The organism is Candidatus Palauibacter sp. (assembly GCF_965197445.1).
GTDB lineage: Bacteria > Gemmatimonadota > Gemmatimonadetes > Palauibacterales > Palauibacteraceae > Palauibacter.
Genome location: NZ_CBDANE010000005.1, coordinates 1,343,866 through 1,358,741, shown reverse-complemented (window position 1 = coordinate 1,358,741; position 14,876 = coordinate 1,343,866). Strand labels below are relative to the sequence as shown.

Annotated in this window: 12 protein-coding genes and 1 tRNA gene; 6 read left to right on the top strand and 7 right to left on the bottom strand. The window is 69.0% G+C overall.

From position 1 onward, the window contains the following. Positions 1-9: 9 nt before the first annotated feature. Entirely contained in the window at positions 10-669 is a 660-nt protein-coding gene (locus ACN9M6_RS13300) for a porin family protein (protein ID WP_419163373.1), read from the bottom strand. Positions 670-831: 162 nt separating this feature from the next. Between ACN9M6_RS13300 and ACN9M6_RS13295 the strand changes: the two genes are divergently transcribed. From ACN9M6_RS13295 to ACN9M6_RS13285, 3 genes are read left to right on the top strand one after another with little or no spacing between them, the layout of a single operon-like run. Further along, positions 832-1,527, top strand: coding sequence for a hypothetical protein (locus ACN9M6_RS13295; protein ID WP_419163372.1), 696 nt, complete (start codon positions 832-834; stop codon positions 1,525-1,527). Positions 1,528-1,532: 5 nt separating this feature from the next. After that, positions 1,533-4,271, top strand: coding sequence for a TonB-dependent receptor (locus ACN9M6_RS13290; RefSeq protein ID WP_419163371.1), 2,739 nt, complete (start codon positions 1,533-1,535; stop codon positions 4,269-4,271). Positions 4,272-4,316: 45 nt separating this feature from the next. Next, a complete protein-coding gene (locus ACN9M6_RS13285; RefSeq protein WP_419163370.1) occupies positions 4,317-8,291 on the top strand; it encodes an Ig-like domain-containing protein in 3,975 nt (1,324 codons plus the stop codon). 54 nt (positions 8,292-8,345) lie between these two features. On the opposite strand, the gene ACN9M6_RS13280 is transcribed toward ACN9M6_RS13285, so the two are convergent. Next, positions 8,346-8,418, bottom strand: a tRNA-Lys gene (locus tag ACN9M6_RS13280). A gap of 633 nt (positions 8,419-9,051) precedes the next feature. Beyond that, complete coding sequence (locus ACN9M6_RS13275) at positions 9,052-10,335, bottom strand: hypothetical protein (protein ID WP_419163369.1); 1,284 nt, start codon at positions 10,333-10,335, stop codon at positions 9,052-9,054. 173 nt (positions 10,336-10,508) lie between these two features. On the opposite strand from ACN9M6_RS13275, the gene ACN9M6_RS13270 reads away from it, so the two are divergent. Both ACN9M6_RS13270 and ACN9M6_RS13265 read left to right on the top strand, forming a co-directional pair. Further along, positions 10,509-10,724 carry an AbrB/MazE/SpoVT family DNA-binding domain-containing protein gene (locus tag ACN9M6_RS13270; protein WP_419163368.1) on the top strand — a complete coding sequence of 72 codons (216 nt, stop codon included), beginning with the start codon at positions 10,509-10,511 and terminating at the stop codon, positions 10,722-10,724. Beyond that, the gene (locus tag ACN9M6_RS13265) at positions 10,721-11,131 is read left to right on the top strand and encodes a type II toxin-antitoxin system VapC family toxin (RefSeq protein ID WP_419163367.1); all 411 of its coding nucleotides are present in this window, start codon (positions 10,721-10,723) and stop codon (positions 11,129-11,131) included. The genes ACN9M6_RS13270 and ACN9M6_RS13265 overlap by 4 nt, the downstream gene beginning before the upstream one ends. Here ACN9M6_RS13265 and ACN9M6_RS13260 read toward each other — a convergent pair. Further along, entirely contained in the window at positions 11,089-11,793 is a 705-nt protein-coding gene (locus tag ACN9M6_RS13260) for a methyltransferase (RefSeq protein ID WP_419163366.1), read from the bottom strand. The two genes, ACN9M6_RS13265 and ACN9M6_RS13260, sit on opposite strands and share 43 nt — an antisense overlap. 169 nt (positions 11,794-11,962) lie before the next feature. Here ACN9M6_RS13260 and ACN9M6_RS13255 point away from each other — a divergent pair, with 169 nt between their 5' ends. Continuing rightward, the gene (locus tag ACN9M6_RS13255) at positions 11,963-13,123 is read left to right on the top strand and encodes a glycoside hydrolase family 113 (RefSeq protein ID WP_419163365.1); all 1,161 of its coding nucleotides are present in this window, start codon (positions 11,963-11,965) and stop codon (positions 13,121-13,123) included. Here the strand turns inward: ACN9M6_RS13255 and ACN9M6_RS13250 are convergent. From ACN9M6_RS13250 to trmD, 3 genes are all read right to left on the bottom strand, one after another. After that, positions 13,071-13,694: a ribonuclease HII gene (locus ACN9M6_RS13250; RefSeq protein WP_419163364.1), complete on the bottom strand. Its 624-nt coding sequence runs from the start codon at positions 13,692-13,694 to the stop codon at positions 13,071-13,073. The two genes, ACN9M6_RS13255 and ACN9M6_RS13250, sit on opposite strands and share 53 nt — an antisense overlap. A 29-nt stretch (positions 13,695-13,723) precedes the next feature. Beyond that, entirely contained in the window at positions 13,724-14,095 is a 372-nt protein-coding gene (gene rplS / locus ACN9M6_RS13245) for a 50S ribosomal protein L19 (protein ID WP_419163363.1), read from the bottom strand. A gap of 100 nt (positions 14,096-14,195) precedes the next feature. Further along, entirely contained in the window at positions 14,196-14,876 is a 681-nt protein-coding gene (trmD, locus tag ACN9M6_RS13240) for a tRNA (guanosine(37)-N1)-methyltransferase TrmD (protein WP_419163362.1), read from the bottom strand.

Here is a 14,876-nt window from a genome sequence, read left to right as displayed (position 1 = left end):
CCGCGGCTGTCAGCGGTCGATCCGCAGTCCGACGCCGCCCAGGGCTGACCAGTTGCGGGCGTTGGATCCGTCGGATGCAGGGTCCCAATGGAGGTTGCGCAGCCCGACGTGATAGCGGGCGTCGACCAGCACGAACCACCCGCCCGTCACCGCAACCTCCACGGCTCCGCCGACCGTGAGGCCCACGTCCGCGACGCCGCGCAGTTCGAATCGACCCTCGCAGCTCTCACTCTCCTCGAAGCTCGCCACGCCCCCGATGCTGCGGCAGGCCACCTCATGCCCCCAGTATCCCCCGGCCATGAGAATGGGGCTTACCCGGGAGGGCTGAGGGGTCAATCGAAACCGGAGGAGAATCGGGAAATCCAGGTACGACATCGTCGTCGTGGACCCCTCCTCGTGGAGCCCGGTCGTGGCGAAGCCCTTCTCGATATGGAGCGCCTCGATCTGAATCGTCCCACGGTCGGACAGAGGTAGTGTCACGAAGGCACCCACAAGCGTGCGTGCGCGCGCGACCGAAGTGAACTGGTCGTAGAAGGCGGCATCCGCGTAGGTCACGCCGCCCTTGATCCCGAATGCCGTCTGCCGTACCGCGGTCTGCCCCGCGGCGGTCGCGGGAGTCGCGAGCAGGGTCGCCACACCCAGTCCCATCAGCCACCGTGTCGCTCTCACCGCCGCTCCTTCCGCTCTGAGTCCGCTCTGAGTCCGCTGATTCAGGATCTGCCGGGAGTACCCCTGACAACCTGCGCAGGTCCGGGCGGCCTGTCATCCTCCCCCCCTGCCCGTCCCCGGCTATCGCGTTGTCCGCCGAGCGGTCGCAGATTCCCCCCCGCAATGGGTAGCCAGCGCAGATACGGAGAAGACGAGGTCAGGGAGATCTTCGCGGACGCCGCACGGGAGGGCCCCGCGAGTCTGCCTGCATCCGTAGCACCGATCGACGGCGGTCTCACGCTGGGGGAACTGCAGGCGGTGGGCCTCGAGGTCGGGCTTTCCGCCGAGCGTGTCGCCCGCGCGGCCGCAACGCTGGATGCGCGGGCGGCGGCCCTTCCGCGGCGGAAGCTGCTGGGCTTCCCGATCTCCGCGGGTCGCGTGACCGATCTGCCGAGAGAGGCCACGGAGCGCGAATGGCAGTTCCTCGTCGCGGAACTGCGGGCGACATTCGACGCAAAGGGAGAAGTCAGCGCGGAGGGCGGCGTCCGCGAATGGAGCAACGGGAATCTCCACGCGGTCCTCGAACAGACGGCGGCCGGGCACCGCTTGCGGCTCGGTACGCTGAAGGGTGACGCGAGGGAGACGACCGCCCTGGGGGTCGTCGGTCTCGTCATGGCCTTGATCCTCGCCGTCATCATGACTGCGGCAGGCAGGGAGGGCGCAGCGTTGATCATGCCCGTGGTGATCGGGCTGGCCGGGGCGGGCGCTCTGGCCGCCAATGCCCTTCGGCTGCCGCGCTGGGCGGGTGAACGCGAGCGTCAGATGGAGCACGTCGCGGCGTGGACGCGCGACCTCCTGTCCGCCCCTCCAAAGGAGTGAATCGCATGCGGCATAGTGTGCTGGTCGCGGTTCTGGCGCTGGGTGCGACGCCCGGGGCGGCCCTCGGCCAGGGCGGGCTGGATGTGATCGTCCAGCACGCGGAGACGGGCTCGGGGCTGGCCCGGGCGCAGGTGTCCCTTCCGGGACTCGGCTACGGCGGAATTACGGATTTCGAGGGACACTTCCATATCGCGAACCTCCCGCCCGGCCCCGTCGAGGTGGAGGTGCGCCTGCTGGGCTACAGCATCGAGCGGCGCGAAGCCACGATCGTCGAGGGCGAGGTCGTGCAACTCGACGTGCCCCTCGTCCAAACGGTCATCTCCGTGGCCGGGCTCGTCGCGGTGGGCAGCCGTTCACGTCCGCGGACGGCCACGGAGTCCATGGTCCCCATCGACGCCATCGCCCCTTCGGAACTGCTGGACCAGAGCGACACCGACATCGGCGATCTCCTGAGAACGACGATCCCTTCCTACAACATCAACCCGCAGGCGACCGGCGACGCGGCGAAGATCATCCGGCCGGCAAACCTGCGGGGCCTGGCCCCCGACCACACGCTCGTGCTCGTGAACGGGAAGCGGCGTCACCGCGCGGCGGCCATCCTCTGGATCGGCAACGGCGTCGCCGATGGCGCGCAGGGCCCCGACCTGTCCAGTATCCCCGCGATCGCGCTCCGGCAGGTCGAAGTCCTGCGCGACGGGGCTTCGGCGCAGTACGGCTCCGACGCCATCGCCGGCGTGATGAACTTCCATCTGAAGGACGCGCGCTCGGGGGGCGCCCTCCAGGTGCGCGGCGGCGGCTTCGGCGACGGCGGCGGCGAGGGCTACACGGTGTCGGGCAACGCCGGCCTGCCCCTGGGCGCGGCCGGGTTCGCGAACCTGAGCGCCGAGTTCGGCCGTTCGGACGCGACGAGCCGCAGCGTGCAGCGGGGGGACGCGGCGCTGCTCGTCGCCGCCGGAAACACGCACGTCGGGGACCCGGCCCAGATCTGGGGCGCGCCGAAGATCGAGGACGATCTCAAGCTGTGGGGCAACTTCGGCTACTTCCTCGGCAGCAGCACCAAGGTCTACGCTCACACGAACTACGCGAACCAGCGGGTCACCGGGGGATTCTTCTTCCGTAACCCCAACACCCGGAGCGGCGTGTTCAGCGTCGACGGCGGCGAGACCCTGCTCATCGGCGACCTGCTCGACGCGCAGGACGGCATCCTCGACGGCTCCGCCGGCTGTCCGGAGGTCCGGGTGACGGACGGGCTGCCCGACCAGGCGGCGCTCGGGCACGTCCTCTCGGATCCCAACTGCTTCACTTTCCAGGAACGGTTCCCGGGCGGCTTCACGCCCCAGTTCGGCGCGGACGTGACGGACGTCTCTCTGGTGGCGGGCGTCGAAGGACAGGCCGGCCGGCTGCACTGGGACGTCAGCGGCAATTACGGCGCCAACGAGGTCGACTTCTTCATCTTCAACACGGTCAATGCCTCGCTCGGACCGGCGACGCCCGTGGAGTTCAATCCGGGGCTCTACCAGCAGGTGGACATCGACCTGCACGTCGACGCCGCCTACACCCTCAGCGACATGATCGATCTGGCCGCGGGCGTGGAATGGCGGGACGAGCACTTCACGATCGGGCTCGGACAGGACGAATCCTGGACGCTGGGCCCGCTCGCACCCCAGGGATTCAGCACCGGATCGAACGGGTTCCCCGGCTTCAGCCCCATCGCGGCCGGCGATTGGCACCGTACGAACACGGCCCTCTATGCGGACGCCGAACTGCACGACTACCGGAACGACCGCTGGACGCTGGGCGGCGCGCTGAGGTTCGAGGACTTCGAGGACTTCGGGTCGACGCTGAACGGCAAGCTCGCCGGGCGGTACGGCCTTAGCGGCGCACTCGCGCTCCGCGGCAGCGTGAGCACGGGCTTCCGGGCGCCCACACCGGGCCAGCAGAACGCCTTCAACGTGTCGACGCTGTTCGACCGGGAACTCGGGGATCTGGTGAACAGCGGCACGATCCCCTCCACCTCGCGAGTCGCCGAACTGAAGGGCGGGGTCCCGCTCGACGCCGAGAAGTCGCGCAACTTCGCGGTGGGCGCCGTACTGGACGGCGGCGACTTTCTCCTGACGGCCGATTACTTCCGCGTCGTGGTGTTCGACCGGATCGCGCTGACCCAGCGCTTCACTCTCACGCCGGACGAACAGACCAGCCTCGTCGAGGAAGGCATCGTGAGCGCGCGGAACCTGCAGGAGTTCCGCTTCTTCACCAACGACTTCAGCACGCGCACGCAGGGCATCGACATCGTCGCCACGTACGTGCCTCCGGCCCTCGGGGGCGGCACGTCGATCAGCTTCGCGGTCAATCACACGAATACGCGCGTCACGCAGTTCGATCCCGACAAGGTGGACGACACCCGAATACGGCAGCTGGAGGAGGCCCTGCCGGCGACGCGCTGGATCCTGACGGGGAAGCACCGGCTCGGCCGCCTGGGTCTGCTGGGCCGCGTGAGCTCCTACGACGGCTGGTTCGATGCGCGGGACGACCGGTCGTACCCCGGTGAGTATCTCGTCGACCTCGAAGCGTCCTGGTCGATCGGCGAGTCGCTCACGTTTTCCGCAGGGGGGCAGAACGTCCTCAATACCTATCCCCAGGAGAATCCGGGGGCGACGTTCTCCGGCAACCGCTATGGTCCGGGGTCGCCCTTCGGCTCCAACGGCGGCTTCTACTATGCCCGCCTCGGGTATCGCTGGAACTAGCGACCGCCCACCGCGACCCCGATCCCATCACCTGAACGCGATCCCATGACCCGATCCCATGCTTCGATCGCGTGGCTGGCCGTGGCGACGCTCGCGCTGGCGACGGCGTGCATCGACGGGACCACGGCTCCGGATCCGGATCCGCCCCCGCCCAACCGGGCGCCCGTCGCGGTGGGGACGATCGCCGGACTGGAATTGACAAAGGGCGATTCGGCATCGGTGGACGTGTCGGCCTTCTTCCACGACCCCGACGGGGACGCGCTCATCTTCGAGGCCGCGACGTCGAACGCCGGCATGGTCACCGTCGCGGTATCGGGCGGCACGGTGACGGTTATTGCGGGCGGCCAGGGTACGGCGACGATCACGGTCGCGGCCACCGACCCGGGCGGACTCGTCGCGCAGCAGCTCTTCCCGGTGACGGTGCGGAACCGGGCGCCCGTCGCGGTGGGGACGATCGCCGGACTGGAATTGACAAAGGGCGATTCGGCATCGGTGGACGTGTCGGCCTTCTTCCACGACCCCGACGGGGACGCGCTCATCTTCGAGGCCGCGACGTCGAACGCCGGCATGGTCACCGTCGCGGTATCGGGCGGCACGGTGACGGTTATTGCGGGCGGCCAGGGTACGGCGACGATCACGGTCGCGGCCACCGACCCGGGCGGACTCGTCGCGCAGCAGCTCTTCCCGGTGACGGTGCGGAACCGGGCGCCCGTCGCGGTGGGGACGATCGCCGGACTGGAATTGACAAAGGGCGATTCGGCATCGGTGGACGTGTCGGCCTTCTTCCACGACCCCGACGGGGACGCGCTTATCTTCGAGGCCGCGACGTCGAACGCCGGCATGGTCACCGTCGCGGTATCGGGCGGCACGGTGACGGTTATTGCGGGCGGCCAGGGTACGGCGACGATCACGGTCGCGGCCACCGACCCGGGCGGACTCGTCGCGCAGCAGCTCTTCCCGGTGACGGTGCGGAACCGGGCGCCCGTCGCGGTGGGGACGATCGCCGGACTGGAATTGACAAAGGGCGATTCGGCATCGGTGGACGTGTCGGCCTTCTTCCACGACCCCGACGGGGACGCGCTTATCTTCGAGGCCGCGACGTCGAACGCCGGCATGGTCACCGTCGCGGTATCGGGCGGCACGGTGACGGTTATTGCGGGCGGCCAGGGTACGGCGACGATCACGGTTGCGGCCACCGACCCGGGCGGACTCGTCGCGCAGCAGCTCTTCCCGGTGACGGTGCGGAACCGGGCGCCCGTCGCGGTGGGGACGATCGCCGGACTGGAATTGACAAAGGGCGATTCGGCATCGGTGGACGTGTCGGCCTTCTTCCACGACCCCGACGGGGACGCGCTCATCTTCGAGGCCGCGACGTCGAACGCCGGCATGGTCACCGTCGCGGTATCGGGCGGCACGGTGACGGTTATTGCGGGCGGCCAGGGTACGGCGACGATCACGGTCGCGGCCACCGACCCGGGCGGACTCGTCGCGCAGCAGCTCTTCCCGGTGACGGTGCGGAACCGGGCGCCCGTCGCGGTGGGGACGATCGCCGGACTGGAATTGACAAAGGGCGATTCGGCATCGGTGGACGTGTCGGCCTTCTTCCACGACCCCGACGGGGACGCGCTCATCTTCGAGGCCGCGACGTCGAACGCCGGCATGGTCACCGTCGCGGTATCGGGCGGCACGGTGACGGTTATTGCGGGCGGCCAGGGTACGGCGACGATCACGGTCGCGGCCACCGACCCGGGCGGACTCGTCGCGCAGCAGCTCTTCCCGGTGACGGTGCGGAACCGGGCGCCCGTCGCGGTGGGGACGATCGCCGGACTGGAATTGACAAAGGGCGATTCGGCATCGGTGGACGTGTCGGCCTTCTTCCACGACCCCGACGGGGACGCGCTCATCTTCGAGGCCGCGACGTCGAACGCCGGCATGGTCACCGTCGCGGTATCGGGCGGCACGGTGACGGTTATTGCGGGCGGCCAGGGTACGGCGACGATCACGGTTGCGGCCACCGACCCGGGCGGACTCGTCGCGCAGCAGCTCTTCCCGGTGACGGTGCGGAACCGGGCGCCCGTCGCGGTGGGGACGATCGCCGGACTGGAATTGACAAAGGGCGATTCGGCATCGGTGGACCTCTCGGTTCACTTCGAAGATCCGGACGGGGACGGTCTGACGCTCGCGGCCGAGACCTCGAACGCTGACGTCGTTTCGGCCTCAATAACCGGAGACACGCTGAAAGTGGCGGCTCTGGCCCGGGGGACAGCTGTCGTAACGGTGACTGCGCACGACCCGGGCGGTCTCTCGGCTCGGCAGACGCTCGTCGTGACGGTGCCCAACCGCGCGCCCGCGCCGAGGGATTCCATCTCCGCGCTCGAACTTGAGGCCGGCCATACGGCCACCCTGGACGCGTCCCTCTACTTCACCGACGCCGACGGCGACACCCTCACGTACTCTGCCGTGACCTCGAACCCCGGCACGGCCGGAGTCTCCGTGGCCGGGGCCGTGCTTACGATCGATGCGGTGGCGCGGGGAACGGCGACGATCACGGCGACGGCGACCGATCCACACGGCCTCGCGGCCCGGCAGGTCTTCAACGTGACGGTGCCCAACAGGCCGCCGACGGCCACGGATGCGATCCCCGATGTGGCGCTCACGATGCGAGAGATCGCCACTGTCGACCTGTCCCTCTACTTCACCGACGCCGACGGCGACACCCTCACGTACTCCGCCGTGACCTCGAACCCCGGCACGGCCGAAGTCTCCGTGGCCGGGGCCGTGCTTACGATCGATGCGGTGGCGCAGGGAACGGCGACGATCACGGCGACGGCGACCGATCCACACGGCCTCGCGGCCCGGCAGGTCTTCAACGTGACGGTGCCCAACCGGCCGCCGACGGCCACGGATGCGATCCCCGATGTGGCGCTCACGACGCGAGATGTCGCCACCGTCGACCTGTCCCTCTACTTCACCGACGCCGACGGCGACACCCTCGTCTACACAGCGGAGGCGGAAGATACGGCCATTGTGTCGACGGTCGTGTTGGGAAGCCGGCTGGAGGTGAGTCCGCTGGGGCCGGGCGAGACGAGGATCGCCGTGGCGGCGGCGGATCCCGAGGACGCCCGCGTCGAATCCTCGTTCGCGGTTTCGGTCGCGCGGCCCTCCACTGGTCTGTTGAACATCGAACTCCAGTTCCAGAACACGCTGACGCAGGCGCACGAGGCAGTGTTCCGGAACGCGGCGGCCTGGTGGATGTCGACTCTGGCGGAAACGGAACTGAGCGACATCCGGCTCCCGCCGGGACAGCAGACGTGCAGCGGCGTGGACCCGCTGATCCGAGAGCAACTGATCGACGATCTCGTGATCCTGGTGATGGTCGTCGAGATGGACGGGCCAGGGGGAACGCTCGCCGCGGCTGGACCGTGCATCGTCCGGGTTTCGTCGGGATTGCCGGTCGCGGGGAGAATGAGGTTCGATGCCGCCGATGTCGCGCGGCTGCAGGAGAGCGGCGACCTGCTCGATGTCGTCCTGCACGAGATGGCGCATGTCTTGGGCCTGGGGACGCTGTGGGAGCGCTTCTTCCTGCTTCGGAACTCTTCGACGGCCTCCTTTTCGCTCGATACGCACTTTGCGGGGCGGGCGGCCATCCAGGCATTCGACGAGGCGGGCGGCACGGCCTACACAGGTGGACGCAAGGTGCCGGTTGAAAACTCGACCGGCCGTTCCGGAGCGGACAACCGGCATTGGCGGCGGTCAGTATTCGGACTGGAACTCATGACGGCCGTCGAGGTCCTCGGGGTCCGGGAGCCCGTGAGCGCGATCACGATCCGGTCGCTGGCCGACCTCGGGTACTCGGTGAATACCGACCTGGCCGACCCATACCGACTACCGCTCGCCGGAGCGGTCGAGGCCCCCGCACCCGGTCGTGCGATCTTCCGCGGAGACGACATCCTCAGAGAGCCGATCCGCGTGGTCGACGCCGATGGGCGTACGGTCCGCGTGATCGGGAACGATCCATGAGACGGCCGCGTTCGGCATGCCGGGCTTGCGTCGTCATGGTGCTCGGACCGGGAGGGGCCGGGGTGGGGCTCGAACCCACGACCTGCGGATTAAAAGTCCGTTGCTCTACCAACTGAGCTACCCGGCCGGGAGGCGGGGCGGACACGTAGCGGCGTCCGCCCGGCGCGAATCAAGCTAACACCGTCACTCGGGCGGCGCGGCAGTCCCCGGATGATCTCGAGGCCGGCGCTGTCGGCGGCCAGCGCTGCCGGCAGCCCGCCGGAGCCGTCGCGCAGGATGCTCCTGACCTGTCCCGTGGCGCGGTCGATGATCAGCATCGCCCGGCCCCCGGCCACCCGATCCACCGTGGCGACCCCCTCCGGACCCCGGACTTCGATCCGATCCAGCGCCTCCGTCCACGCGGGTTCGAACGCGATCGAGAAGGAGAAGCCGCTACCTCCGTGGTCGATCTCATGCGGCGTGAAGCTCAGGGAGAACAGCGTCTCCCCCTCGCCGTCCAACCCCCGGAGGCTGTAGGGGCCGGGCGCCTCGGGCAGCCGGACTCTCCCTTCGTACACGAAGGCGGGGTCGATCGACATCTCTCCGTCCCGCACACCTCCCATCAGCAGGAGCACCTCCGCCTCCTGGGTCCGCTCCCGCGGCAAGATGTCGGCCTCGAGCGCCCCTCCCGCCGCTGTGGCCAGCGCCAGCACGGTGGTCGCCCCGAGGGTGGCCCAGCGGGTGGCCCCGAGCGCCGCGCCAAATCTCGTCCGTGTGCCGTTCATGGTCGGCTCGTACCCCCGAACCCTCCGTAGTGCTCCAGCATGAACCGACGGATCACGCGGGCCGCCGCCTCCGCGTACGCGCGCCGGTTCGCGTCGTTGTCCCGCAGTCCCGCGAAGTGGTGCTCGAGCTGAATGCCGCTGATCACCTCGTCCTCCGCCAGAGAGCCATGGCGCCGCGTGTTGTACCCGCCGCGAAAGTAGGGAGCGTCGCCGGGCGAAGGGTCACCCGGGCTCGGCACCGACGCGACTCCTTCCGCCTCCAGCAGACCCCCGAAGGACGCGGGGCCCCGGAGCAGCCGTGAGAAGGGGAGCGACGACGTGCGTCCCAGAGCCCGGATGCTGGTGCGCGCGACGACCTCGGCGCCGTCGAGCACCGCGTCCGACTGGTTCAGCTCGTCGGCGGTGAGGAGGTATCCCAGCTCGAGGCGATCGATGTCGTGGCCATGGCCGTGGACATCCAGGTACAGGCCCGCGCCGAAGTCCGCCGCCACCGTGGTCCGGGCCGTCTCGATCCAGCCCTGAAACTCGCGCCAGGCCTGCTCCGCGAACGGGTTCCCCTCGGCCGCCTCCACGATTTCACGGTTCGGGTCCATCCGGGGCCGCTGGAGGTGAGAGAGGATGACATGGGGCGCGCGGCCCGTGAGGTCGAGCAGCGCCCCGCGCAGGGCCCGCGTGAGTTCCATTGAGTTGGTGTCGGTCACGTGCGTCCCGGACCGGCGTTCACGGATCTCGGCGGGGATGAGCCTTCCGCCATGAGGGGCCGACAGGATCACGGGCAACTCGCCGGGGATGTACTCCACGTACCGGCTCCGGCCGAAGTAGCTCCGCCCGGGTTCGTACCGGGCGACCTCCTCCGGGATGAAGACTTCCAGGCTGGCGCTGCCCCGGACCCCGTCGATCGTCGCCACGACCCGCGTAACGCCGGCGGCCACCCCCGTCACGACCGCGGTGGATGTCCCGGCTGCGCCCCCGGGCGCGATGGTCGCGACGGTCGGATCCTCCAAGGACCAACGGAGCGCGCCCGCCCCGCCGGGTACGACCGTCCCGAGTCCGGTGCGGGCGGTGGCCGAGAAGCTCGCTTCGCCACCCGCTCCCACGATCAGGGTCGCCTCGGGTACGACCTCCACCGAGACGACGCGTGCGTCGGCGGCATCCGGCTCCGCCACTTCGCCGCCGCCGCACGCCAGAACCGCGCACGCCGCTCCGATACGCCACATCGGCCGCAGCCGCGGCGGCGGACCCGCGATCGTCGCTTCCGCGTTGATCCGTAGTTGACCCATGAACCACATCATCCTGCGCGCGACGTCTCGTGGCAACAATCCGCCGAAACGTTCCCGCGGGAACGTCTTCGCAATCGTGAGAGGCAACTTGCACGATACTTGCACCGATACTTGCACGATAAACGTAGATAGAAATATGATTTTCTGCATCTGTTATTCATATGGAGATAATCATGCGCATATCGGAACGGGGCCAGATCACGATCCCCAAGCCCCTTCGGGATCGCTTTGGAATGAATCACAACGTCGAGATCGAACTCGTGCCGACGGAGGGGGGCCTCCTCATCCGGAAGCGAGCCGCGGCCGAACATCCGGTGGACCGGGTGTACGGCGTCCTCGGGTCCGGCGGAAACACCGACGAGTACCTCGAGGAGATTCGGGGAAGATGATCACGGCGGCGGACACGAGCGTCCTGCTGGATGTCTTCCTGCGCGACGACCGGCACGGCCACACGTCGAGGCAATGGCTCCGGGAGGCGTACGATGCCGGAGCCCTCATCATCTGTGATGTCGTATACGCGGAACTGGCCCCCGCTTTTCCTGACCGCCATGCGCTGGACCGGACGCTGCGCGAGATCAATGTCGTTGTGTCCGCGGTCGACTCGCATATGGCCTACGACGCGGGCCAGCGCTGGGGGCGCTATCGCCAGGCGGGCGGCACCCGGGCACGGATCATCTCGGACTTTCTGATCGGCGCACATGCGGTGGCGGCCGCCGAGCGCTTCCTCACGCGCGACCGGGGTTTCTATTCGAGCTACTTCCCCGAACTGGACCGGCGCGAGATCCAGCCTCCGTAGAGGAGCGAGCGGAAGTAGCGCTGCACGTCCTCGAACCCCGCCGCGGCCAGCAACTCCAGGATCCGGGCTTCGGAGATCCAGTGGATGCCCTCGTCGATCTTCGCCCGGAACTCGGTTCGCTCCGCCTCGCCCATCCCCTGGATTTCCCAGTACCGGCTCCACGCCGCGAAGTACTCGCCGAAGTGGGAGGCGGCGCGATCTCCGTGGAGTTCGAACAGGACGAAGGGCGAGCCCGGGGCGAGCCGCTCCGCGATGCTTCGGAGGAGCGCCTGCTTGGCCCCATCGTCGGGGAGGAAGTGCATCACGTTGAAGCAGGTGGCCGCGTCGAAGCCGCCCTCGTCGAGGTCGTCCGCGCGCCCGTGGACGAGATGGACCCCGTCGTTCACTCCGGCTTCGCGGACGCGGTGCCGGGCGATCTCGATCATCTGGGCGGACGGGTCGACGCCGGTCAACCGCCACCCCGGCTCGGCTGTCTTGAAGGTGACGATCTCGATGCCGGTTCCGGCCCCGACGACGAGCACGCGCGGGTTCGGCCCCAGGCGTCCCCGCAGAAGCGCGAGCGCCTGGTGGAACGAGGTCAGATAGCCGGGTATTACGGTGCGTGCGAGCCGTTCGTAGCCGCCCCCGTACGCACCGTCGAAGTCGAAGGGTTCCTGGCTCATCCGCACAAGAGACTCGGGGCGCGGGGAAAGCTCAAGGCCTGAACCCTGCGGCAAGGCGGGCCTCGTAGGGACCGTGGTGAGGGGTGTGTGGGGAGAGGGCCTGTTGAGATTCAAGGTGCTTTCGAGCACGATGGTCACGATGGTATAGATGACTACGAAACGATGTTCAGTGAGGGGACCCGGCCGCTTCGCCGCGGTCCTGGCCGTGCTGGCCGTGTTGTCCGTGTTGTCCGTGTTGGCCGTGTTGTCCGTGCCGGGGTGTGGCCCGGCGGGCGCGGGAGGCGATGGCGCCGTCTCGGTCCGTCCCGAAGAGCGGATCCGGGGGGTGTCGTTCTCCGCGCCGCGCCGCGAGATGTCGGCCGACGCGCTCGTGCCGGCCGCCGGGGCGGGGGCGAACTGGGTGGCGGTCATCCCCTACGGGTTCCTGGATCCCGACGATCCCCACGTCGCGTTCGATCGCGAGCGCCAGTTCTGGGGCGAAACGACGGGCGGCGTGGCAAGGACGATCGAGTACGCGCAAGCGAGCGGGCTCTCCGTTCTCCTCAAGCCTCATCTCTGGGTGCGCGGGCAGGGCTGGCCCGGCGAGTTCGAGCCCGACACGGCCGAGGACTGGGAGACGTTCCTCTCCGACTACCGCGACTACATCCTCAGCTTCGCCGCGCTCGCGGACTCCATGGATGTGGAGATGATGAGCGTCGGGACGGAGGTCGATCTCGTCGCGCTCGCACGTCCCGACTACTGGCGGTCGCTGATCGCCGAGGTACGCGAGATCTACGGCGGACGGCTGACCTACGCGGCGAACTGGGACAAATACGCCCTCATCGAGTTCTGGGACGCCCTCGATCTGGTGGGCGTGGACGCCTACTTCCCGCTCGCCGACGACCCCACCCCCGGCGTGGAGACACTGGTCGAGGCGTGGGGTCCATGGAGCGAGGAGTTGAGCGAGGTCGCGCAGGTCACGGGCAAGCCGATTCTGTTCGCCGAGTACGGATATCGCAGCGTGGACGGCGCGGCGGGCCGGCAGTGGGAGTTGCCGGAGGGACGGCGGGCGCGGGGCGTACCGGCGAACCAGGAGGCGCAGGCGGCGGCGTACGAGGCGCTGTTCCGCGTGTGGTGGAATCGGCCCTGGTTCGCGGGCGGCTTCGCCTGGAAGTGGTACGCGGGCTCCCCGTCCGGAGAGTGGATCGCCACGGACTATTCGCCGCAGGGCAAACCGGCCGAGACGGTCATGGCGAGCTGGTACGGGGGAGACGCGAGCGCCGGCGCCCCGCCCGCGCTCATGATGCCGGATCGAGATCGAGTTCAGTCTGCAGCACGCCCTGGAAAGTGACGCGGTGGTGCGGCGTCGGGCCGTGCCGACGGATCGCTTCCATGTGGTCCCGAGTCCGATATCCCTTGTTCGACGCCCAGCCGTAGAGCGGATACCGGGCGTGCAGGCGCCGCATCAGGCGGTCGCGCGTGACCTTGGCCAGGATCGAGGCGCAGGCGATGGAGTGAGAGGCCCGGTCGCCGCCGACGATCGACTGGTGTTCACCGAGTTCGGGGACGGGGTTGCCGTCCACCAGGACGAGATCCGCTTCGAGGGACAGGCGGTCGAGCGCGCGGCGCATGGCCACGATGGACGCCGCGCGAACGTTGAGACGCTCGATCTCGCGGGTTGAAGCGGCAGCGACGCGCCAAGCCAGGCTCTGCGCGCGGATGAGGCGGGCGAGTTCTTCACGGCGCGTGGGACTGACCTGCTTGCTGTCCGTACAACCTTCGAACTGCTGGCCGCGGTGGAGCGCGACCGCTCCCACGACCACTGGACCCGCCACCGGGCCGAGGCCGGCTTCGTCGATCCCGACCACGACGCGCAGACCCGAAGACCAGCCGCGCTCCTCGTAGTCGAGCGGCGCGGCCACCGGGCCCGCTGGCGATCGAGTCCCGGTCGTCAGGCGCCTTCCTTCTTGTCGAGCCACCACTTCCGCTCGGGCACCCGGGCCCGCTTGCCGCGGCGCTTGCGCAGGTAATAGAGCTTCGCACGCCGGACGTCACCGCGCCGGACGACTTCGAGCCCCGCGATCCACGGGGAGTGGAGCGGGAAGATGCGCTCGACGCCGACGCCGCCCGAGATCCGGCGCAGCGTGAACGTCGCGTTGACGCCCGCCCCGCGGCGCCCGATGCAGATGCCCTCGAACGGCTGCACGCGTTCCTTCTCGCCTTCCTTCACCCGCACGCGGACGCGCACCGTGTCCCCCGGCGCGAAGGCCGGAAGATCGGAGCGTTTGTATCCCTCCTCGATCTCGGCGATTCTGGGATCCATCGTTCGTCTATCCTTGTCCGTCTCTTGGGTCAGTCTCTTGTCACAGGAAGGTTGCGGCGGCGTGATCGTCCTGCGGCCGCAGCCGATTATTATACGGGCGTCAGTCAGCCGCGTCGAGATCGAGAAGGTCGGGGCGGCGCTGCCGGGTGGCCGCATCAGCCTGCCCGGTCCGCCAGCGCTCGATGCGCGGATGATCGCCCGACCGCAGCACGTCCGGCACCGATCGGCCGCGGTGCTCGGCCGGCCGGGTGTACGCGGGCGCGGACAGCCTGCCCTCGTAGAAGGAGTCGGACGCGGCCGAATCGTGATCGCCGAGCGCGCCGGGGAGGAGGCGCACCACGGCGTCAATGACGACGAGCGCGGCCGGCTCGCCCCCGCTCAGCACGTAGTCGCCGATCGAGATCTCCTCGTCGACCCACGCCTCGCTGACCCGTTCGTCGATGCCCTTGTAGCGCCCGCACAGAAGCGTGAGGTCGGACTCGAGCGCGAAGCGAACCGCCGTGTCGTGGTCGAACGGCCGCCCTCGCGGCGACAGCGACACGACGTGGCCCGGCCGCTCGAGCGCCCTCAGAGCCTCGCCGAAGGGTTCGGGCTTCATGACCATGCCCCCGCCGCCCCCGAACGGCTCGTCATCCGTCGTCCGGTGGCGGTCGGTCGTGTACGCCCGCAGGTCGATGAGATGGTAGTCGATGAGCCCCGCCTCGCGGGCGCGCCCCGGAATCGAGAGACCGAGCGGACCCTCGAGGTAGTCGGGGAAGATGGTGATGACGTTGATGCGCAT

What these genes read in the sequence shown, in the direction of transcription:
- ACN9M6_RS13295 (WP_419163372.1), top strand. Translation starts at nt 832, where the DNA reads ATGGGTAGCCAGCGCAGATACGGAGAAGACGAGGTCAGGGAGATCTTC.
- ACN9M6_RS13290 (WP_419163371.1), top strand. Translation starts at nt 1,533, where the DNA reads ATGCGGCATAGTGTGCTGGTCGCGGTTCTGGCGCTGGGTGCGACGCCC.
- ACN9M6_RS13285 (WP_419163370.1), top strand. Translation starts at nt 4,317, where the DNA reads ATGACCCGATCCCATGCTTCGATCGCGTGGCTGGCCGTGGCGACGCTC.
- ACN9M6_RS13275 (WP_419163369.1), bottom strand. Translation starts at nt 10,335, where the DNA reads ATGGGTCAACTACGGATCAACGCGGAAGCGACGATCGCGGGTCCGCCG.
- ACN9M6_RS13270 (WP_419163368.1), top strand. Translation starts at nt 10,509, where the DNA reads ATGCGCATATCGGAACGGGGCCAGATCACGATCCCCAAGCCCCTTCGG.
- ACN9M6_RS13265 (WP_419163367.1), top strand. Translation starts at nt 10,721, where the DNA reads ATGATCACGGCGGCGGACACGAGCGTCCTGCTGGATGTCTTCCTGCGC.
- ACN9M6_RS13260 (WP_419163366.1), bottom strand. Translation starts at nt 11,793, where the DNA reads ATGAGCCAGGAACCCTTCGACTTCGACGGTGCGTACGGGGGCGGCTAC.
- rplS (WP_419163363.1), bottom strand. Translation starts at nt 14,095, where the DNA reads ATGGATCCCAGAATCGCCGAGATCGAGGAGGGATACAAACGCTCCGAT.
- trmD (WP_419163362.1), bottom strand. Translation starts at nt 14,876, where the DNA reads ATGCGCATCAACGTCATCACCATCTTCCCCGACTACCTCGAGGGTCCG.